Source organism: Bradyrhizobium sp. AZCC 2262 (genome assembly GCF_036924535.1).
Classification (GTDB): Bacteria; Pseudomonadota; Alphaproteobacteria; order Rhizobiales; family Xanthobacteraceae; genus Bradyrhizobium.
Genome location: NZ_JAZHRT010000001.1, coordinates 1,076,089 through 1,096,374, shown reverse-complemented (window position 1 = coordinate 1,096,374; position 20,286 = coordinate 1,076,089). Strand labels below are relative to the sequence as shown.

Below are 20,286 nucleotides of genomic sequence, written 5' to 3'. Positions count from 1 at the left end.
CTCTAATAACTTATGGAACAAGGCTGTTAACGATGATTAAGAATGTCTTAATCGCGGCCATTTCATTCGTATCGGTCAACCAATAGGATGTTCGCGGATGTGTGCGGGACAAGCGGCCGGCGGCTACGCTTGCGTCCGCGGGGGTTATGAATCCAGCTTCGAGCTTGCGGGTTTTTGCGAGAACGGCTGGGTGCGTACAAAGTTAAGAGGGCTCGGCTGACATGGCGAACAATCCGAAGAAGGTCAAGGATCCGACTGAAGTCGCGCTCTCCGCCATTCAGGAAGCGCTCAACATCAGCGATACGCGCGTCGACACCAGCCGAAATTCGCTCGGCAACGAACTGGCCCCTCCGACCGGTCCGTCGGTCCCGCCGCCCTATTCCGATATGTCTTTTGACAAGCGCGGAAGCGCCGAGGAGCCGCGCAGCCCCCGTCGCGCCGCCAACGACGATCGCGAAACCATCGGACAGATTCTGCAGGCGATCCAGAAGGGCAGTCCTGCCCGCAGCGTCTACACGCTTGCCACCATCTTCGGCGGCGTCTGGGTCGTCGGCTGCGTGCTTCTGACCATCAGCTTCCTGCCCGCGCTGCAGGCGGCGATCGGACAGAGCGGCGGCGTGCTGGTGCTCGCCGGCCTTGCCGCGTTGTTCTTCGCGCCGGTGCTGTTGTTCTATTTCCTTGCCAGTCTCGCCTGGCGCGGCCAGGAAATGCGGATGATCGCGCAGTCGATGGCGCAGGTCGCGATCCGCTTCTCCGAGCCCGAGGGCGCCGCCGCCGATTCGATGGTGACCGTAGGGCAAGCTATTCGCCGCGAAGTCGCTGCGATGGGCGACGGCGTCGAGCGCGCGATCGCGCGCGCCGGCGAACTGGAAACGCTCGTCGCCAATGAAGTCGCAGCCCTCGAGCGCGCCTATTCCGATAACGAGGTGCGGATTCGCGCCCTGCTGCAGGACATCGCCCATCAGCGCGACAATCTGGTCGGCCAGGCCGAGCAGGTTCGCAGCGCCATTTCCGGCGTCCAGATCGATCTGCGCCACGACATCGCGCTGATTTCGGACGCGATCGCCTCGCGCGTCGACGAGGTCGCGAAAAGCATCACCGGCGCGCTGGAGGAGCGCGGCCAGCACATCACGGGCGCGCTCAGCCACGCCGGAGACAACATGATCCTCGCGCTCGGCGAGCGCGGCGGCGACCTGCTCGACCGTCTGGAAGAAGCCAGCGCCGAGACCACCCGCGCCGTGCTCGACGCCTCCGAGCGGCTCACCACCAGCCTCAACTTCAAGACCGGCAACGTCCACGACGAGTTCGTCGATCTCGCCGATCGCGTCCACGAGATGCTGAACGAACGCATCGACCGCATCACCGGCGAATTCGAGCAGCGCTCCTCGACCATAGTCGACGGCATCTCCGACCGCACCGAGCAGGTCCACGACTCCCTGAAGAATTCCTCGGACTCGCTCTTGCTCGAGCTCGAACTGCGTTCGGGCGATCTCGTCAGCAAGATCGACGACGCCGGCAACCGCCTCGCAAGCCGCATCCTCACCTCCGGCGACAAGGCCAGCGAAGCACTGGACGTGACCGTGAACTCGATGGTCGCCAAGGTGATCAGCCAGACCGAAAACGCACACGACAGCCTCGCGTTGCAGATGAACGCCTACGACGAACTGGTGAAGAACCAGGGCTCGGAGCTTGCGGAAAGGTTCGCCCGCGACAGCGGCACGCTCGGCGCGCTGATCACGCGCCATATCTCCGAGTTCGATCGCACCGTCAAAACCTTCGGCGGCGAGATCGTCGAGCGCATGGGCGCGCGCACCCAGGAGATGAGCGACAGCCTGAAGAATTACGTCGACACGTTCGACACCCGCATGGTCTCGAACAGCGGCGAGATCACCGCTTCGCTCGATCAGCGCCTGCTGCAGTTCGAAACCACGCTCGGCACCCGCGTCAGCCACCTCGACACTTCGCTCGACAGCAAGATCAGGTCGTTCGACGAGACCATCGACAGCCGGCTGAAATCGCTGGAATCGAGCTTCGACACCCGCGCCAGATCCGTCACCGAAACCATCGATGGCCGCCTCGGCACGCTGGCGACCTCATTGACCGACGGCGCGGCGCAGGCGATCCAGTCGATCGACCAGCGGCTCACCCTCCTCACCTCCTCGCTGACCGACGGCACCGCGCAGGCGATTGCGGCGGTCGACCATCGTATTGCCAACGTCACCGAAACCATCAACGGCCGCAGCGCCCATCTGACCGACACCATCCAGGCGCGCTTCCAGGAAATCCATCAGGGCATCGAAAGCCGCATCGGCGACATCGCCAGCGGCGTCGAGACCCGGGTCGGCGCCATCGCCGGCGATATCGACACCCGCGTGGCGCAATTCGAGGATCTGCTCGGCTCGCGCATCGAGGCGGTGGCCGGGCGGATCGAAAGCAGCGGCCGCCAGGCCAGCGAAGACCTGATGTCGCGCGCCGAAATGCTGTCGTCCGGCATCAAGTCGCATGTCGAGGACGCCGAGCGTTCGCTGACCAATCTCGTCGTCAACACCGCAGAGACCATCCAGACCGGCGCGCGCACCGCGCAGCAGGCGCTGCTGACGGCTTCCTCCGATGTCGGCGCCCAACTCAAACTGACTTCGGCCGAGGTCGAGGCCGCCCTCACCGCCGTCGGCACCGGCGCGGCCGCTTCGATCCTCACCAGCGCCCAGGATGCCCAGACCACGCTGGTGTCGGCCTCCTCCGAGGCAGCCCAGCAGATCAAATCTCTCGCCGCCGACGTCGAGCGCACCCTCTCGGCCGCCGGCGACGCCACGGCCGCGTCGGTTCTGTCAGGCGCGCGCGAGGCGCAGAGCACGCTGGTGACCGCATCCGCGGACGCGGCAAACCACGTCAAGTCGCTTGCCGCCGATGTCGAGCGAGCGCTGTCGGTCGCAGGAACTGCAACCGCCGACGCCGTCACCGCCGGCGCCCGCGAAGCACAGAGCACGCTGGTCGCCGCCTCTACCGAGGCCGCCACTCAGGTCAAGTCGCTCGCCGCCGACGTTCAGCGCTCGCTCTCGATCGCCGGAACGGCGACCGCCGAGGCGATCACGGCAGGCGCCCGCGAGGCCCAGAGCACCCTCATGAACACGTCCGCCGACGCATCGAGCCAGGTCAAGTCGCTCGCCGCCGACGTGCAACGTTCGCTCTCGATGGCCGGCAATGCCACCGCCGAGTCGATCACGACGGGCGCGCGCGAAGCGCAGAACACGCTGATCACGGCGTCGACCGAGGCCGCCAACCACGTCAAGTCGCTGGCGATCGATGTCGAGCGCACGCTGACCGCGGTCGGCGCCGATACCGCCGGCTCCATTCTCGGCACCGCGCGCGAAGCCCTGGGCTCGCTTTCCGCGACCTCCGCCGACGCCGCGAACCAGATCAAGGCGATCGCCGCCGACATGGAGCGTTCGCTCGGCGTCGTCACCGCCAGCACGACCGACACCATCCAGACCACCGCGCAGAACGCGCAGAGCGCCCTGATTGCCGCAACGAATGAGGTCAGCACCAAGTTCAAATCGACCTCGACCGATATCGAGCGTTCGGTGCTCGCCGCCAGCAGCAATTTCGGCTCGACGATGACCGGCAAGACCGACGAAATCGTCACCTACGTTCAGCAGCAGACCGACCGTCTGGCGCAGATCGTCGACAGCCGCCGCGGTTCGCTGGTCGAGGCGCTCAGCACCAGGACCACGCAGCTCACGACCGATATCGACCGCGTCACCGCCGACGCCCTGAAATCGATCGAGACCCGCGGCCAGGTCTTCTCGCAATCGATGTCGACCCACGGCTCGGAAGTCGCGCGCACGATCACGACCGCGGGCGACCTCGCCACCGGCGCGGTGGCCAAGTCGCTGAAGGACCTCGAACAGGCGTCGCGTTCGGCCATCGACCAGTCGCGTCAGGTCTCGATCGCCGCCGTCACCGAAATGCAGGAGACCAGCAAGATCCTGCGCACCGACACGGTGGCGCTGTTCGAACGGCTGCGTGAAGGCAACATCCTGCTGCAGGAAGTGCTGACCGGCGCCCACGACAATCTCAACTCGCTGGAGCGCGCGCTGGTGACCCGCGTGGCCGACTTCGTGTCCGCCATGAACGACGTCACCGCCCGCAACGGGATCGCCACGCAGACCCTGGAAGACCAGCTCACCGTCTTCAACAGCAAGACCACGAAGGCGCTGGAAGATCTCGGCTCGCTGTCGAGCGAGTTCGAGAAGCACGGCAAGGAACTGGTCGAGGCAGCCGGCGTGGTCGAACAGGCCAACCGCACCACCACGACCTCGGTCGCCGACCGCAAGTCGCAGCTTGAATCGCTGGTGACCACCATCGACCTGCGTACCACCGACCTCGACCAGCGGCTGTCGCGCTTCACCGGCCTGCTCGACGAATCGCTTGCCGCAGCCGAAGAGCGCGCCCGCGATATCGCGCGCGTGGTCGCGGAAACCGCGGGTGCAGGCTCTGCCGCGATCAGCCGGCAGTTCGATGCGGTACGGGCCGCCGCCGAAAACGAGCGGCAGCAGACCCTCGATGCGATGAACGACATGTACCAGCAGAGCACCGTCGAGACGGATGCGATGTTCAAGCAGTCGACCGAGAAGTTCGCTGCGATGGTGCAGGCCATGAAGCAGATGGCCACCGAAATGCATAACGAGCTCGAGGCGACCCGCAGCGAGCTGCGCCGCGGCGTACTCGAGATGCCGCAGGAGGCCGCCGACAACACCGCGCAGATGCGCAAGGTGATCGTCGACCAGATCGAGGCGCTCGCCGAGCTCAACCGGATCGTCGCCCATCATGGCCGCGGCCTCGATGTCGTGACCCCCGGTCGCGCCAGCGTGCAACGCCAGGAAGAGCCCGTGATGGCAGCCGCCGCCAACGGCCGCAACGAGGTGCGCATGCGCGACGCCGGCGTCGGCAGCGCATCGACGCTGCCGCCGCCGGACCTCGGCGTGCCGGCGCCGCGGCGCGCCGAAGCCCCGCCCGTCTCGCCGGCAGGCGGAGGCGGTCAGGACGGATGGCTGTCCGACCTGCTCCACCGCACCGACGCCGGTGCGGGACAGGCTCCCCGTGGCCGTGCGCCGCAGACCCCCGCCAATCCGCTGGAGTCGCTGTCGCTCGACATCGGCCGGCTGATGGATCGCAACCTCGCCGCCGAAATGTGGGACCGCTATCAGCGCGGCGAGAGCAAGGCGTTCAGCAAGCGGCTCTACACACCGGCCGGCCAGAAGGCGTTCGACGAAGTCACCCGCAAATACCGCGCCGACCGCGCCTTCAAGCAGACGGTCGACCGCTATATCGCCGAGTTCGAACGGCTGCTCGACGAAGTGGCGCGCGAGGATCGCGGACCGCAGGCGCTGCGCGGCCACCTCACCTCGGAGACCGGGCTGGTCTACACCCTGCTCGCGCACGCGGCGGGACGGCTGGGGTAAACGGCCAACAGCGAATAGCGAATAGAAACGGAGGCCTCGCGGCCTCCGTTTTACTTTGAAATTGCCACGAAGACAGCCTGGTATCTGGAGAGATGCCGCTGGCGCACGCGAAAAACAGTCCTTATCTGTTGAAGCGCAAGCGCGCTCGTCGGAGCGCATCGCGCGGGGCGAGGCCGGCCATGCCGAACGAAAGTGAGACAATTCCAAGCCGACGCGATCTTCTGTCGCTTGTTGGTTCGGTCGCCGGCAGCGCCGCGATGTACCACGCCATGACCAGCCTGGGCTTCGCGTCCGAGTCCAATTACAAGGGCCCGATCAAGCTGAGCGGCGATCCAAAAGGCGCATCCGTACTGGTGCTCGGCGCCGGCCTCGCAGGCATGACGGCCGCGCTCGAGTTGCGCGCGGCGGGCTACAAGGTCCAGGTGCTGGAGTTCAATAGCCGGCCGGGAGGGCGCAACTGGACGATCCGCGGTGGCGACCGTTTTACCGAACTCGGTGGCGCGACGCAGACCTGCGGCTTCGAGGAAGGCCTTTATCTCAATCCGGGACCGTGGCGAATTCCGTATCATCACCGCGCCCTGCTCGATTATTGCAAGCGCCTCGGCGTCGCCCTCGAACCCTTCATCCAACTCAATCATAACGCCCTGCTCCACGCTTCAAATGCGTTCGCCGGCAAGCCGCAGCGCATTCGTGACATCAAGGCGGATTTTCAGGGCCATGTTTCGGAACTGCTCGCCAAGGTGACGCAGCAGAGCAAGCTCGACGAAGCGGTGTCGGTGGAAGACAGAGAGATTCTGCTGCAGGCGCTGCGCTCCTGGGGCGCGCTCGACAAAAACTATGCCTACAAGGCCAACCTTATCTCGGCGGACTATCGCGGCTACGCCAAGGACCCCGGCGGCGGCCTGGGTGCCGCGCCCGTCGCCGGCGAGCCCATCAACCTTTCGGACATCCTGAAATCGCGGCTTTGGCGTTATTTGCAGAATTTCGCCCTGCATCAATTCCAGACCACCATGTTTCAGCCTGTCGGCGGCATGGACATGATCGGGAAGGCTTTTGCAAAGCAGATCGGCGATCTCATTCTGTACGACGCCAGGGTGATCCGCATTCAACAGAATGATGGCGGCGTCACGGTCAGCTACGTGAACTCCAAAACGCCATCCACGCCTCAAATTGCAACGGCTGATTGGTGCGTATGCACGATCCCGCTTTCTATCTTAAGTCAAATCCAGATCGACGTCGGCCCGCGCATGAAGGCGGCCATCGACGCCGTGCCCTATTCGTCCTCGATCAAGGTCGGCCTGCAATTCAAACGCAGGTTCTGGGAGGAGGACGAAGCGATCTACGGCGGCATCAGCTACACCGACCTGCCCATCCGGCAGATCTCCTATCCGAGCGGCGGCTTCAATCGAAATGGCCGCGGGGTGCTGCTGGGCGCCTATGTTTTTGAGGGAGCGAACGCCTACGAATTCACCTCGATGGCGCCGGCGGACCGGGTCGCGCGTGCGGTTGAATTTGGCGCCAGGATTCATCCACAATACAGCGCCGAGTTCGAAAACGGCATCGCCGTCGCCTGGCATCGTGTCCCCTTCACTTTGGGATGCGCGGGAGCCTGGAGCGAGAAGGCCCGGGAGGAGCATTACGACAATCTGTGCCAGATCGACGGCAGGATCGTGCTGGCCGGCGAACACGCCTCCTACCTTCCGGCCTGGCAGGAAGGCGCGATACTTTCCTCACTCGATGCCATCAAGCGGTTGCATGACCGCGTCGTCAGGATTTGATGCGATGCCGATGAGCCGAATTGAACCAGCGAAATTCAGTTCGGCGTTGTCGATCGGCGTCCTGGCCGCAGCGTTGATTGGATGGGCACTGCCCGCAGCACATGCGGACGAGGAACGCCGTTCGCAGGGCTCGCTGAGCACGGGATTCAAATTCACGGAATCGACCGGAGAGCAGTTGTTCGCGAACGTCTGTCAGGGATGCCACATGCCTGACGGCGGCGGCGCGACTGGTGCGGGCAATTATCCCTCACTTGCCAAAGACGCAAATCTCGAGGCCGGCGGCTATCCGGTTTATGTCATCGTCAGGGGACAACGGGCGATGCCACCGGTCGGTGCGATGATGAGCGACGATCAGGTCGCCGCCGTCGTCAATTATGTGCGGACGCACTTCGGAAACCAGTACCAGGACACTGTGACGGCTGAAGACGTCAAGCGCGTTCGGCCCTAGATTTGATCATCCTCATGCGGAGACAAACATGAAATACGGACTGTTGGCATCGGCTGCCCTGTTGCTTGGCTCAAGCGTCGCTCAAGCCGACATCGTTCGATATCCCATTCCCAACTCGACGTTTCCGATCGCCCAGGCCGTGCGAGTCCCGGGCGACGCAGTCACCTATTATGTGAGCGGCCAGGTACCGCCGGTGACTAACAAGGATGCCGACCCGTCCAGTCCGCAGGCCTATGGCGACACCAAGACCCAGACCGTCGGGGTGCTCAACAAGATCAAGCAGATTCTCGAAGGACAGGGCCTAGGCATGGCCGATGTCGTCAAGATGCAGGTGTTTCTGGTGCACGACGCCCGCGCGCCGATGGACTTCAAGGCCTTCATGGAAGGCTACACCCAATTCTTCGGCGGCACGCAGCCAAATCTTCCGGCCCGCTCTGTCATCGGCATTGCGGCGCTCGCAAATCCAGGCTTCCTGGTTGAAATCGAAGTCGTCGCCGCCAAGGACTCGAAGTAACGTCAGATCGATTTTGAAGGATGGGTCAAATGGGTCGAATTTCCGGTTCAGGTTTCAAGGGATGGCTTCGTCCTGCTTCGCTTTGCACGGCAATACTGATGTCGGCGGCCACGCCGCTCGCGGCTGAAGGCCTGAACGCGAACCAGCAGCGCGCCTTCGACATCTACAAGGAACTCATCGAGATCAACACGGTGACGGCAACGGGCGACACCGCCAAGGCGGCCGAAGCCATGGCGGCGCGGCTGCGTGCTGGCGGCTTCCCCGACACCGACGTTCACGCCTTCTCGCCGGCGCCGCGCAAGGGCAATCTCGTCGCGCGCCTCAGGGGCACCGGCGCGCGCAAGCCGATCCTGCTGGTCGCTCATATCGACGTGGTTCCTGCCAGCCGCGAGGACTGGTCGACCGATCCGTTCAAGCTGATCGAGCAGGACGGCTATTTTTATGCCCGTGGCAGCGGCGATGACAAATACATGGCGGCGGCCTTCATCGCCAATCTCATCCGCTACCGACAGGAGGGCTACAAGCCCGACCGCGACATCATCGTGGCGCTGGAGACCGATGAAGAAATTCTCGACAAGGATGCATTGGGAATCCAGTGGTTGTTGAAAAATCACCGCGACCTGGTCGATGCCGAATTCGCCCTGAATGAGGGCGGCGGTGTCGGGCTGAGGGGCGGCAAACCAATCCGCAACTCTGTCCAGACCAGCGAAAAAGTCTCGGTGAGCTACGAGTTGACCGTCAAAAACAAGGGCGGCCACAGTTCGCTTCCGGTCAAGGACAACGCGATCTATCGCCTGGCCGCGGGATTGACCCGTCTTTCAACCTTCAGCTTTCCGGTGAACCTGAACGAGACCACCCGCGCCTTTTTTGAACGCACCGCGCAGATGGAAGGCGGTCAGGTTGCCGAGGATTTGCGGGCCGTGTTATCGGGCGAATCCGATTCTGCTGCAGCGGCGGCTGCCCGCCTGAGCGCCAACGCGTTCTATAACGCACAATTGCGTACGACCTGCGTCGCGACCATGCTCGACGGCGGCAATGCGATCAACGCGTTGCCGCAGCTTGCCAGCGCCAAGGTCAATTGCCGGATCATGCCCGGCGAACCCGTCGATGGCGTGAAAGCAGCACTTGAGCGCGTGCTTGCCGACGATCAGATTGCGGTCAAGCAGATCGACCAGGCGACGCTCAGTGCGCCTTCGGCGCTGAGCGAGGGGATCATCGGACCGATCACGCAATTGTCGGCCGAATTCTTTCCCGGCGCAGTGGTGCTGCCGACCATGAGCACCGGCGCGACCGACGGCAGCTACCTTCGCAACGCCGGCATCCCGACCTACGGACATTCAGGGCTGGCAAACGACATCGGTGAATCGCGCGCCCATGGCCGCGACGAGCGGGTTCTCGTCGAGTCGTTCTTCACAGGCAACGAGTACCTGTACCGGCTCGTAAAACTGCTCGCCGGCGGACAATGATGGCTTGAATGAATGCTGTCGGCGAAACGAAACGGAGCCGATAATCGCTATTGCCGCTTCTGCCCGCTCGGCGCCCTCGGAGCTGCCGCGGCCGGCGCCGGCCTCGGCGGGGCTGCCGCGGTTGTCGCAGGCTCCGCCGGCGCGGCGTTGTTGCTTCCGCCGAAGATCACCCGGCTCGGGTTGCGGTCGAAATTGTTCACGGCGCGGCTGATGTCGGAGAGGGTGCGGCGGCCATCGGCTATCAGCGCGCCGGATCGCTTGTCGAAATCGTCGGCGAGTTCGCGGATCGACTTCACCATGAGATTCAGTTCGCCGCCGGCAGCGCCGCCCGCGATCGTGTTCAGCCCGAGCATGAGGCTGTCGGCCTTGCCCATCACGCCATCGACCCTGATCATGACGTTGTCGATCTTCTCGGAATTGCGCGCCAGCGCGGCCGTGAAGGTTTCGAGATTCCTCAGCGAGTTCTTCACGGATTCCTGGTTGTCGGCGACGATCCGGTTGACGTTCTGCAGCGTGGCACGAATGGACTCGGTCACATCCTGCAGCGCGCTCGGATCGGCAGTCAGCATCGGCACGCCATCCTCGTCGAGCGGCACGGCAGCGGCATTTTCCTCGCCGCCTTTCAGCGAGATCGCCGCGACGCCGGTCAGCCCCTGGAATTCGAGGCCGACCAGCGTGTCCTTGCGGATCGGGGCGTTGTTCTCGACCATCGCCAGTGCGACCACGCGCCGCGGGTTGTCGAGTTTAACCGAGACAACCTCCCCTATCCGGATACCGTTAAAGTTGACGCTGCCGCCATTGCGCAGGCCGGACGCAGGACCTTCGAACACGATGCGGATCGGGCTGCGCGCCTTGGTGGTGTGCAGGCTCTGAAACCACAGCACAAAGCCGAACGCGGCGGCGATCACTGCCAGCGTGAAGGCCCCGATCAGGACGTAGTTCGCCCGCGTTTCCATAATTCAAGGTACTCCGGAACCTGGTCTGTTCAGCTTCGCCGATCAGACCTGTCGTTTATCGCTTGTTTGAGCATGATCTCATCAAAAACAGGTGCCCGCTTCGTGATCGTGCTCTAACCCATGACCGCGCGGGCGCGCTTGCCATGAAAATATTGCCTCAGCCAGGGATGCTGCGAAGCCTGCATGTCGGCGATCGACCCTGCGGCAATGATCTTACCGTTCCCTAAAACCGCAATGCGGTCGCAGGCCGTGTAAAGGCTGTCGAGATCGTGGGTTACCATGAAAACCGTCAGGCCCAAAGTACGCTGCAGGGTGCGCACCAGCTCGTCGAAGTCCCCGGCGCCGATCGGATCGAGCCCCGAGGTCGGCTCGTCCAGGAACACCAGTTCCGGATCGAGCGCGAGCGCGCGCGCCAGCGCCACGCGCTTGACCATGCCGCCGGAGAGCTCTGACGGATAGCGGTCGGCGACCTCGGGCCGCAGGCCCACCATGCCGAGCTTGGCGACCATGATCTCGTCGAGCAGCCGCTGCGAGACCTTGAGATATTCGCGCACCGGAAACTGGATGTTCTGGCGCACCGTGAGCGAGGAGAACAGCGCGCCCTGCTGGAACAGGATCCCCCAGCGGCGCTCGACGCCGCGGCGCTCCGCGGCACTTGCCGCATCGAGATCAACGCCGAACACTTCGATGCGGCCGGCAATCTTCGGCACGAGGCCGATGATGGTCCGCGTCAGCACCGATTTTCCGGCGCCGGAGGGACCGACAAATCCCAAAATCTCGCCGCGCCTGACGTCGAGGTTGAGCCCGTCGAGCACGCGTGTCTTGCCGAACTGCACGGTGATGTCGCGAACCCGGATGATGGCGTCGGAAATCTCGTCCGCCATGGTCACATTCCGATCGATGCGAAGAAGATGGCGAACACGCCGTCCATCACGATCACGAAGAAGATTCCCTTCACCACCGAGGATGTCGTGTGCTGGCCGAGCGACTCGGCGCTGCCCTGCACGGCCAACCCCTCGACGCAGGCGACGATGCCGATCACCGCGGCCATGACCGGCGCCTTGATGATGCCGACGATGAAATGGTCGATCGATATGGCGTCGCGCAGCCGCAGCAGGAAGGCTTCGGGATCGACGCCGCCATAGAGCCACGCCACCAGCCCGCCGCCGTAAAGCGCGGCCATCGCCCCCAGAAACGCCAGGATCGGCAGCGCCAGCACCAGCGCGAGCATCCGCGGCAGGATCAGAACCTCGATCGGGTCAAAACCCATGGTGCGCAGCGCGTCGATCTCCTCGCGCATCTTCATCGAACCGAGTTCGGCGGTGTAGGCCGAGCCTGAGCGGCCCGCCACCATGATCGCCACCAGCAGCACGCCGATCTCGCGCAGCACCAGCACGCCCAGCATGTCGACCACAAAAATATCGGCGCCGAATTTCCGGAAATGGAAGATGCCCTGCTGCGAGATGATGCAGCCGATCAGGAACGTGATCAGCACCACGATCGGCACCGCGCGCCAGCACACCTGCTCCAGATGATGGATGGTCGAGGTCAGGCGGAAGCCACGGGGACGAATGAGGACATGGGCGGCCGCGGCAAGCACCGCGCCCAGCATGTGGATCAGGCCGATCAAGGTGCCGCCGATACCGGCCACGCTGCGGCCGATCTGTTCCAGCATGCCCGTGATCGTCACGGGGTTGCTTTCGACGATCGGCTCGGCCTTCACGCGGCGCACCTCATCGACCAGGCTCGAATAATCGGCCGAGAGCCCGGCGATCTGGCCCTCGACGCCGCCCCGCGTCAGGCTTCGCCGCAGCCGCTCGATCAGCCAGGCGCCGAACGTGTCGAGCTTCGCCACCTGGGAGGCATCGATGAAGATATTGGGTCGGGTGCCGCCGAGCTTCTCGGCATCGGCGACCATTCGTTCCAGCACCGGCGCAAAGCGAGCCGTCCACGAGCCGGTCGCGCACAGCGCCAGCGCGTTGCCCCTGGCTATCCGCTCCAATGTCGGGTTGCCGCTCACGATGCCCATCCCTTGGCCGATATGCCCCCCTGAAAAACGTCAGGTTCCACACGCCGCCTGCCTTGTAGAATCCGTCCCTAACCAGCCATAGTTGGTTGCGGCGAGCAAGCTTGCGGTTCAGAAAATTGCCAAATTTTAAAATGACTTCCAGCCTTTCCCGAAAGCTTGCCGCCAGCATCGAACGCTGGCCGATCGCAGGCGCCTTCACCATCAGCCGAGGCGCCAAGACCGAGGCCGTCACGGTCGTCGCGACCGTCAGCCACGATGGCGAGAGCGGCCGCGGCGAATGCGTACCCTACCCCCGTTACGGCGAGACGCCGGATGCAACACTTGAAGCGCTTAACGCGATGCAGGAACCGCTTGCGAGGGGACTGGACCGAACGGCCCTGCAGACGGCGATGCCCGCAGGCGCGGCTCGCAACGCGCTGGATTGCGCGCTACTGGATCTCGAGGCCAAACGCGCTGGTCAACGGGTCTGGACCCTGCTCGGCCGGCCAGCGCCGCGCCCTTGCACCACCGCCTTCACGATCTCGCTCGGCACACCGGAAGCCATGGCGGCGGCAACCGCGAAGGCCGCGCACCGGCCGCTGCTCAAGATCAAGCTCGGCGGTGACGGTGATGACAAGCGGATATCCGCGGTACGCAAGGCGGCCCCTGAATCCGAACTCATCGTGGATGCCAATGAAGCCTGGACGCCGGACAATCTCGAATACAATTTGGCGGCCTGCGCCAACGCCGGCGTAACGCTGATCGAGCAGCCGCTGCCGGCCGGGCGCGACGAGGCGCTGGCCCGTATCAAGCGCCCGATCGCGGTCTGCGCCGACGAAAGCGTGCATGAGCGCACCTCGCTCGAAGCCCTTCGCGCGCGCTACGACGCCGTCAATATCAAGCTCGACAAGACCGGCGGGCTAACGGAGGCGCTCGCAATGGCCGATGCCGCGCAGGCGCTCGGCTTTGAAATCATGATCGGCTGCATGGTCGCCACCTCGCTGGCGATGGCGCCGGCCATGCTGCTGGCGCAACAGGCCAGATTCGTCGATCTCGACGGTCCCCTGCTGCTGGCGCGCGACCGCGATGGCGGGCTGCGCTACGACGGCAGCCTGGTCTATCCGCCGGAAGCCGCCTTGTGGGGCTGATGCAAGAGCCGCTCCCGCGCCAGCCAGACCACCAGCCCGCCCAGGGCAGCCATGACAGCCATCACGTAATAGATGCCCTGTCCCCAGGTCTCATAGATCGTGCCTGATGCGACCGAGGCTAGACCTGCCACGATGCCGCCGCAGGCAGTCATATAGCCCTGCCCCCTTGCCATCATATGGCCGGGCACGTGATGCAGCATCAATCCCATGACGCCGACCTGCGTCAGTCCAAAACTCAGCGCATGGGCGAGCTGGACGATCGCGAGAACCGCCAGTGGCGGATCCTGCGCCGTTATCACCCAGCGCGCGGCCGCGCTCAGCGCCGCAATCAGCACCAGCATCGACGGCTGCAGGGTGAACCGCGGCGACAGCGCGAACAGCACGATCTCGGCAATCACGCCCAGAACCCACAGGGTTGCAATCGTCAGTCCGTCGTACCCCGCCTGCTGCCAGGCGATCGACGCGAAAATGTAATAGGCGGCATGGCTGCCCTGGATCAGCGCCGACGCCACGATGATTGCGATAAAGCCGCCGTCGCGCAGCAACGCGCTCGCACCACCGGTGCCCGGGCGGACTGTCCGGGTGTCGTCCAGCGGACGCAGCGCGAGGCTCGCCAGCGCCCCGAGCGCAGCGGAACCTGCGATGATCCAGATCAGATGATGGGCGGCGATGCGGTCGAGCAGCACCCCGCAGACCAGCGCACCGAGAACGAAGGCGGCCGAACCCCATAGCCGTAGCGGTCCGTAATTGAGCCCATAACGCTTCACGCCCCGCAACGCATAGGCATCCGTCAGTGGCACCATGGGCGTCCACAGGCAGCAGGTCAGGGCGTAGATCAGGAACACCAGCACCGGCAGATGCTGGGTGCCCAGGATGAAAAAGCCCAAAGCGGTGGCAAAGGCGGTCACGATGATGCCGCCGCGCAGGGCCTGGCGCCGTTCCGCAAGGCCCGTCACCAGCGGCAGCGCCGTAAACCGGGTCACGGGGGGAACGGCCGTGATCAACCCTATCCAAAACGAATCAATTCCGACCGCCTTCAACCAGACCGTGAAAAACGGCAGGTGGGTGCCGGTCATGCCGAACAGCGTGGCGTAAAATAACGCCACCCGCGTCGCGAATTGCTTCGACGCGGCTTGAGAAGCTGTGGGGATTTGTGATTCGTTCTGCATCAATTCAATTGCGATTCGGGCAATATCGTGTTGTTTCGTTATCGCAATGCGCGCTGATTTGCGCGAAGAGTTTGACATGGCCGACGAAGCATTCGCCCTTTCGCCGATCTCAGCACGCGCCACGCTGCCGGGCGAGGAGGACTATGCCGCGATCGCCGAAGCCTTCATGGAGACTTCGCGGGGCCGCTGGTTCCTGACCGAATACGCCAAGCGCAACCGCAATGCCGACACCCGCATGGTGCTGGACGCGGTGGCGCGGATCGAGCAAAGCCTCACCGCCCAGCGGGAAGAAACCCTTGAGCGGGAGGCAACCCTCCAGCGGGAGGAAGGCCTTTCGGCGCAGCAGGCCGCGGAGGCCGTCGCGGCGGCGGCGGCGGCGCAGGAACGCCTGACCGAGGCGCTCGCCGCCATCCGCGGCTCGGTCGAGGCTGCCGAGGAATCAGCGGTGGAAGCGCTCGACAGCCTCGCGCTGGAGCAGCGACTGGCGCCGGTCCGCAAGGGCGCACGGGTGCTGCGGGAAATCGCCTGGCGGTTGCGGGAAATCGGCAATGACGGGCGGATCTGCGACCTGATCGATTCGCAGGTCACCGTCATCGAAAAGGGCACCGACCAGTTCTCCTCCGAAGAGGCGCGAGTGGCCCTGCGTGCGGCCTTTGCCGCCCTCCAGGGCCGGCTTGTGGAATTCGGCGACGACGAGCGCTCTCAGGCGACGGCTGCCGAGAACGAAGCGGCGGCGCAGATGCCCGAAACAATTTTGACGGAAGAAGTTGCCGAGGCACCGTCCGCTTCGCCGGCCACGACCGCCGAGACCGCGCGTGCGGCGGCGGAACCTGTGTTGACGGAGACGAGAACGCCGCCTGCCGCCGAGGTCGCCGCTGCCCAGCAAGCCGCTGTCCGGGAAATCGCCGTCCACGAAGTCGCTGTCCAGAACGCCGCTGTCCAGAACGCCGCCCCCCAAGATGCCGACCCTCAAGACGCCGACGCCCAGGACGAAGCGGTACTCGACATGATCGCGATGGAGATGGGCGCGCTGGATGATCCGATCAGCGACGACGAGATCGCCGAAGCGATGGCCGAGCAAGCCCGTGCAGCGGAGCCTGCGGCGGTCGTCTCCGTGAGCGTCGCAAGAGCGCCCGAACCGGTCGCCGCGCCGGCGCCGCCGCCGGTTCAACAGGTGATTCAACCGCCCCCGCCGCCTGTCGCCGCGCCTGTGCCACCGGCGCCTGTACCGGCGGTGGAAGTGTCGCTCGGTTCGACCCTGATCGCGAGCGGCATGCTGCGAAAGCCGGTCACGGCGGCCAATGACCCGCTGGCGCCGATCCGGCGCATGAGCCAGGTCGAGAAGATCGCGTTCTTTTCGTAAGAGGCATCTGCGTCGCCGCGCGAAACTCTCCCGGCTTCCATAACGCGCCCGCAGCATTTTGTTGCATCTGCGAATGGTTCGCTTTCCGGTTGCTTCACGCCTCCGCCGACGTCAAGCTGATGCGATTGTCTTCTGGCGGAGATGACCGTGAAAACCAGGATCATCGTCAACCCGATGGCGAACAAGGGCGGCTGCGGCAAGCGCTGGCCGCAGATTCGCGCCGAACTCGAAAAGCATCTCGGCCCGATCGATGACCATCACATTGCGATGACGCGCGAGCGGAATCACGCGATGGCATTGGCTCAGGAAGCGGTCGTCGCCGGCTATCGCCGCCTGGTGTCCGTCGGCGGCGACGGCACCTTCAGTGAGGTACTGAACGGCGTGATCTCGGACGATCGGCCGATCGCGCCCGACCTCGTGCTGGCGCAACTGCCGGGCGGCACGTCGAACGAACTCTCCCGCTCCTTCGGCCAGCTCTCGCTCGGCGAGGCCAGCAAGGCCATCGCCATGGGCCACACCCGCGACATCGACATATTCCGTGCCGACGCCAGGGGCTATGCGGGCGGCCAGGTGACGCGCTACGGGTTCGTGCTCGCGATCGTCGGCGCCGCCGCCACGATTTCCTGGCGCGCGCAGCGCGTGCCGCTGCTGAAGCGGCTCGGCCCGATCAGCTACGTCCTGATGACGGCGTTCACGTCGCTGACCTACAACCCACGCAACTACCGCATCAGGATCGACGATGAAGCCGAGCAGAGCCTGCCGATGTGGTCGCTGATGCTGTGCAGCTTCGACGGCGCAGGCGAAGGCCTGATGCTCGCGCCCGGCGCCGACCCCGGCGACCGTAAGCTCGACCTGATCATGGTTGGCGACATCGGACATTGGGAGACCCTGACCAGGATCGTCCCCAACCTCGGCGACGGCAGCTATCTGGCGCACCCAAAAGTCTCGCGGCGCCACGCGACGCGGGTCACCATCGACAGCGATCGCATGGTCCGGGCCGACGTGGACGGCGAAAGCATCGGACAATTGCCGATGTCGGTGACGATGCTGCCGTTCCGCCTCAAGGTGGCGGTCAATCGGGTATAGCCCGAAGTCGCCCGCTCCGGCGTTGCAGTCATGCCGTCCAAACAGCAAATGCCAGGATTTTGACGTCTTGGGGCCAGGACATGGAAAACCTCGACTGAATAACGCAGGGTTCAACAAGAACCAGAAATATCGCCACCCGCGACGAAGCGATGTTGGGACGATTGCCCGAAGATCATGCTCAAACAGAAAAAAGGAGCGAGATGACGATTCGACGAAAAGCCATCTCGCTCGAGTGGGCAGGGAGGAACTATGCGCTGCGGGTGGTCGGCAGCCACGCATAAGACAGCCAGCCGATCCCATGAGATATCAGGTCGACACCGAGGAGGAATCCAAGGACCCACAATCCCGTCATTGGAAATCCCGTCAGGATCACGACGCCGGCCAATACGCCGAATACGCCGGACAGCAGCATGATCCAGCCCGCCTCTCGCCAATGGCTGATACCAAGCAGGATGCGGATGAACCCGGAAATCAGCAGCATCAAGCCAAGGACGTAGGTGAGGATCAGCGCACTGGCGACCGGCTGGCTCACCAGCACGGCGCCAAAAGCGACGTACAGGATGCCGAGCAGCACCTGCCAGACAAACCCGCCCCATCCCTTGGTCCAGAATGCGTGGACGATCTCGAAAGCGCCAGTGAAGATGGACACCCAGCCGATGAACATGGTGCTGATCACGGTGACGAGCATGACATCCCCGAGCACAAAGAATCCCGCCACGATCATGACGAGCCCGAGCAGAACGCAAACCCAGAAGGGTGGCGCAGGCAGGTTGGTGACGCCCATCGGCGAACTATTGTCAATTGTGGCCATGGAATTCCTCCTGGATTTCGGATCGCCCCTGCCTCATCGCACACAAATGCTCACCGCCAGCGGCATACGCGGCGGCCACGGTGCCACGAGCAAACCCGGCGTGGACGACGGCGGCCCCAATGATGATGGTGACCCGGTTGGCGAATGGGCCGCGGCGGCGGTCGCGTAGCCACGGCTTGCGCTTCGTGCCTGAAATCGTCGGCCTTGTTTCCGAGATTTTTTTCCATGGCGAGCGGCATCGCTTCGGCCGAGCCCGGTAGCAAGCCGACACCCAATCCTGCTGCGACGATGCCGTCAAGAAAGCCCCGCAGCACACTGCGACGATCGATTGCATCCATTGTTTTTCTCCTTGCCGGGATGTCCCTCGCCATTTCGTATTCGCTCAGCTCGATCTCACCCGGCTGCCCGTCGGCGCATCGCTCGGTATTTCGCCCGGCAGGTAATTCGGAAGCCGGCCCGCCGGGAAGATCGCCAGCAGTGCCAGACCGGCCATGATCAGGAGCCCGATCTTCAGGGCGCGCAGCCGCGCCTCGGTGTTCACGCGCACCGCCTCCTCAACCTGTTGCGGGCTCGCGGTGGTGCCTTCCATCACGCTGCGCAGCCGGTCGTTGCTGACGAAAGTGATGTTGTCGAGATCGACCTGACTCTGGATTTCCTTCGGCAGCACCGGGTTCGCCGCGATGCTGCTCAGCGCAATCGTGCTCAACAGGCCGACGAGAAGCGCACCCGCCAGCGCCGTGCCGACCGCCGCGGCAAGATTTTGTGTCGTGCCGCGCAGCGAGCCGACGTCGCCTGCCAGTTCCTTGGGCGAGGCCGTGACCAGCACGTTGAACAGCAGCGTCACCAGCGATCCCTGGCCGATGCCGAACAGGATCAGGCCCAACAGCACGGGAACCTCGCTCCAGTCGTTGCGTACGACGAAGGCGAGCCACACGAGGCCTATGGTGCAGAGAATGAAGCCGTAGCGACCGATCTGCCGCGGCGTCAGCTTGTCGTAGAGGTTGACGATCAGCATTGCCGTGAAGAAGACCGTCAGGTTGAACGGCATCATCGCAATGGCGGTCGCGAGCGGCGAGCGACCCTGGACGATCTGGATATACAGCGGCACCGAGAAATTCAGCGCCGCCTCCAGCGCGACCACGGCAAACAACGCGTAGACCGCGCTGCGCTCTTCCGGCGAGTCGATCACCGCGAGCGCCAGCAGCGGCGTCTTCCCCTCCGCCTGCCGCCGGTGCGTCCACATCAAAAACGCCTGCCCGAGCACGACGCCGAGAACGATCATGACCGGCGCCGGCGAAAGGCCGAGCAGATCGAACGGTGCATTGGCGGTCGCCAGCGCCAGTCCCCAGCCGTTCAGATTGTTGAAGCCGAAGCTGATGAGGATGATCGCCGACGCCGCCAGAACGACGCCAAAGATGTCGATATGAACATCCGGGCGGCCGTAGTCGCGCTTGAGACGGAAGCTCAGCAGGAAGACAATGGCCGAGACCGCGATCAAAATTCCGAACGCCGGGCGCCAGCCGGTATAGGTGCCGAGCACGCCGCCGATGATGAACGCCAACACTCCCGCCGCCGCCCGCGCCGAGCCGAGCGCGCCCACGGCCGTCGCCTGCTGCCGCCCCGTGTAGTTCTCGGCGATCAGCGCCACCAGCGACGGCACGATGACCGCGCCCGCCGCGCCGCACAGCGCCTGCGCCGTGATCATCAACGTCGCCGTGGGGCTGAAGGTCATCAATATCTGCGATGCGCAGAACAGGACGACGGCGAAGCGGAACACCTGCAGCGCGCCGAACCGTTGCGCGAGCTTGGCGCCGAGCATGACGAAGCCGGCCACCAGCATCGAATAGGCCACGATACCGGTGGCGACCGTCGTCGGCGGCACCGAAAAACTCTTGACCATCCCGCCGAGCGCGACCGGCAGCGAGGCGACGTTGAAGGACATGATCATCTGACCGAGCGCGATCGCAATCATCGGCACCCATGACTCCCGCGCTCCTTCCCGGATTGCTCCGATCGATATCGAGTGCGTCGCCATGGCGTCCTCCCGAGTTGCCCGGTTTTCGGATCGACCGAGCCA

Annotated in this window: 15 protein-coding genes; 8 read left to right on the top strand and 7 right to left on the bottom strand. The window is 64.4% G+C overall.

Going from position 1 to position 20,286, the window contains the following annotated elements:
• Window positions 1-221: 221 nt before the first annotated feature.
• The 5 genes from V1283_RS04925 to V1283_RS04905 all read left to right on the top strand — a co-directional run bounded on the left by V1283_RS04925 (window position 222) and on the right by V1283_RS04905 (window position 9,668).
• Window positions 222-5,462: a negative regulator of septation ring formation gene (locus V1283_RS04925; RefSeq protein WP_334385329.1), complete on the top strand. Its 5,241-nt coding sequence runs from the start codon at window positions 222-224 to the stop codon at window positions 5,460-5,462.
• 179 nt (window positions 5,463-5,641) lie between these two features.
• Window positions 5,642-7,240 (top strand): flavin monoamine oxidase family protein, encoded by a 1,599-nt coding sequence (locus V1283_RS04920; protein ID WP_334385327.1) that lies wholly within the window; start codon window positions 5,642-5,644, stop codon window positions 7,238-7,240.
• A gap of 10 nt (window positions 7,241-7,250) precedes the next feature.
• Window positions 7,251-7,688, top strand: a complete 438-nt coding sequence (locus tag V1283_RS04915) for a c-type cytochrome (RefSeq protein ID WP_334385326.1) — start codon at window positions 7,251-7,253, stop codon at window positions 7,686-7,688.
• A gap of 28 nt (window positions 7,689-7,716) precedes the next feature.
• Window positions 7,717-8,202, top strand: coding sequence for a RidA family protein (locus V1283_RS04910; RefSeq protein WP_334385325.1), 486 nt, complete (start codon window positions 7,717-7,719; stop codon window positions 8,200-8,202).
• A 29-nt stretch (window positions 8,203-8,231) separates the two neighbouring features.
• Complete coding sequence (locus tag V1283_RS04905; protein ID WP_334385324.1) at window positions 8,232-9,668, top strand: M20/M25/M40 family metallo-hydrolase; 1,437 nt, start codon at window positions 8,232-8,234, stop codon at window positions 9,666-9,668.
• A gap of 47 nt (window positions 9,669-9,715) precedes the next feature.
• Here the strand turns inward: V1283_RS04905 and V1283_RS04900 are convergent, their stop codons facing one another.
• The 3 genes from V1283_RS04900 to V1283_RS04890 all read right to left on the bottom strand — a co-directional run bounded on the left by V1283_RS04900 (window position 9,716) and on the right by V1283_RS04890 (window position 12,644).
• Window positions 9,716-10,624: an MlaD family protein gene (locus V1283_RS04900; RefSeq protein ID WP_334385323.1), complete on the bottom strand. Its 909-nt coding sequence runs from the start codon at window positions 10,622-10,624 to the stop codon at window positions 9,716-9,718.
• A 113-nt stretch (window positions 10,625-10,737) separates the two neighbouring features.
• Window positions 10,738-11,508: an ABC transporter ATP-binding protein gene (locus V1283_RS04895; protein WP_334385322.1), complete on the bottom strand. Its 771-nt coding sequence runs from the start codon at window positions 11,506-11,508 to the stop codon at window positions 10,738-10,740.
• 2 nt (window positions 11,509-11,510) lie between these two features.
• On the bottom strand, window positions 11,511-12,644 hold the full coding sequence (locus tag V1283_RS04890) for an ABC transporter permease (RefSeq protein WP_334385321.1): 1,134 nt from the start codon (window positions 12,642-12,644) through the stop codon (window positions 11,511-11,513).
• A gap of 140 nt (window positions 12,645-12,784) precedes the next feature.
• On the opposite strand from V1283_RS04890, the gene dgcA reads away from it, so the two are divergent.
• Complete coding sequence (gene dgcA / locus V1283_RS04885; RefSeq protein ID WP_334385320.1) at window positions 12,785-13,780, top strand: N-acetyl-D-Glu racemase DgcA; 996 nt, start codon at window positions 12,785-12,787, stop codon at window positions 13,778-13,780.
• Here dgcA and V1283_RS04880 read toward each other — a convergent pair.
• On the bottom strand, window positions 13,750-14,949 hold the full coding sequence (locus V1283_RS04880; RefSeq protein ID WP_334385319.1) for an MFS transporter: 1,200 nt from the start codon (window positions 14,947-14,949) through the stop codon (window positions 13,750-13,752). The genes dgcA and V1283_RS04880 overlap by 31 nt on opposite strands.
• Window positions 14,950-15,025: 76 nt before the next feature.
• On the opposite strand from V1283_RS04880, the gene V1283_RS04875 reads away from it, so the two are divergent.
• Together V1283_RS04875 and V1283_RS04870 are read left to right on the top strand one after the other, a co-directional pair.
• The gene (locus V1283_RS04875; protein WP_334385318.1) at window positions 15,026-16,312 is read left to right on the top strand and encodes a hypothetical protein; all 1,287 of its coding nucleotides are present in this window, start codon (window positions 15,026-15,028) and stop codon (window positions 16,310-16,312) included.
• A 147-nt stretch (window positions 16,313-16,459) separates the two neighbouring features.
• The gene (locus V1283_RS04870) at window positions 16,460-17,398 is read left to right on the top strand and encodes a diacylglycerol/lipid kinase family protein (protein WP_334385317.1); all 939 of its coding nucleotides are present in this window, start codon (window positions 16,460-16,462) and stop codon (window positions 17,396-17,398) included.
• Between the two features lie 247 nt (window positions 17,399-17,645).
• On the opposite strand, the gene V1283_RS04865 is transcribed toward V1283_RS04870, so the two are convergent.
• The 3 genes from V1283_RS04865 to V1283_RS04855 are packed head-to-tail and all read right to left on the bottom strand — an operon-like array spanning window position 17,646 to window position 20,244.
• Window positions 17,646-18,209, bottom strand: coding sequence for an HdeD family acid-resistance protein (locus tag V1283_RS04865; RefSeq protein WP_334385316.1), 564 nt, complete (start codon window positions 18,207-18,209; stop codon window positions 17,646-17,648).
• 50 nt (window positions 18,210-18,259) lie between these two features.
• On the bottom strand, window positions 18,260-18,580 hold the full coding sequence (locus tag V1283_RS04860) for a hypothetical protein (protein ID WP_334385315.1): 321 nt from the start codon (window positions 18,578-18,580) through the stop codon (window positions 18,260-18,262).
• 11 nt (window positions 18,581-18,591) lie between these two features.
• Entirely contained in the window at window positions 18,592-20,244 is a 1,653-nt protein-coding gene (locus V1283_RS04855) for an MFS transporter (protein ID WP_334385314.1), read from the bottom strand.
• Window positions 20,245-20,286 lie beyond the last annotated feature (42 nt).

Excerpts from the sequence above, each read along its gene's own strand:
- V1283_RS04855 (WP_334385314.1), bottom strand. The coding sequence starts at position 20,244 with ATGGCGACGCACTCGATATCGATCGGAGCAATCCGGGAAGGAGCGCGG.
- V1283_RS04880 (WP_334385319.1), bottom strand. The coding sequence starts at position 14,949 with ATGCAGAACGAATCACAAATCCCCACAGCTTCTCAAGCCGCGTCGAAG.
- V1283_RS04915 (WP_334385326.1), top strand. The coding sequence starts at position 7,251 with ATGAGCCGAATTGAACCAGCGAAATTCAGTTCGGCGTTGTCGATCGGC.
- V1283_RS04920 (WP_334385327.1), top strand. The coding sequence starts at position 5,642 with ATGCCGAACGAAAGTGAGACAATTCCAAGCCGACGCGATCTTCTGTCG.
- V1283_RS04865 (WP_334385316.1), bottom strand. The coding sequence starts at position 18,209 with ATGGCCACAATTGACAATAGTTCGCCGATGGGCGTCACCAACCTGCCT.
- V1283_RS04895 (WP_334385322.1), bottom strand. The coding sequence starts at position 11,508 with ATGGCGGACGAGATTTCCGACGCCATCATCCGGGTTCGCGACATCACC.
- V1283_RS04910 (WP_334385325.1), top strand. The coding sequence starts at position 7,717 with ATGAAATACGGACTGTTGGCATCGGCTGCCCTGTTGCTTGGCTCAAGC.
- V1283_RS04905 (WP_334385324.1), top strand. The coding sequence starts at position 8,232 with ATGGGTCGAATTTCCGGTTCAGGTTTCAAGGGATGGCTTCGTCCTGCT.
- V1283_RS04875 (WP_334385318.1), top strand. The coding sequence starts at position 15,026 with ATGGCCGACGAAGCATTCGCCCTTTCGCCGATCTCAGCACGCGCCACG.
- V1283_RS04860 (WP_334385315.1), bottom strand. The coding sequence starts at position 18,580 with ATGGCGAGGGACATCCCGGCAAGGAGAAAAACAATGGATGCAATCGAT.
- dgcA (WP_334385320.1), top strand. The coding sequence starts at position 12,785 with ATGACTTCCAGCCTTTCCCGAAAGCTTGCCGCCAGCATCGAACGCTGG.
- V1283_RS04900 (WP_334385323.1), bottom strand. The coding sequence starts at position 10,624 with ATGGAAACGCGGGCGAACTACGTCCTGATCGGGGCCTTCACGCTGGCA.
- V1283_RS04925 (WP_334385329.1), top strand. The coding sequence starts at position 222 with ATGGCGAACAATCCGAAGAAGGTCAAGGATCCGACTGAAGTCGCGCTC.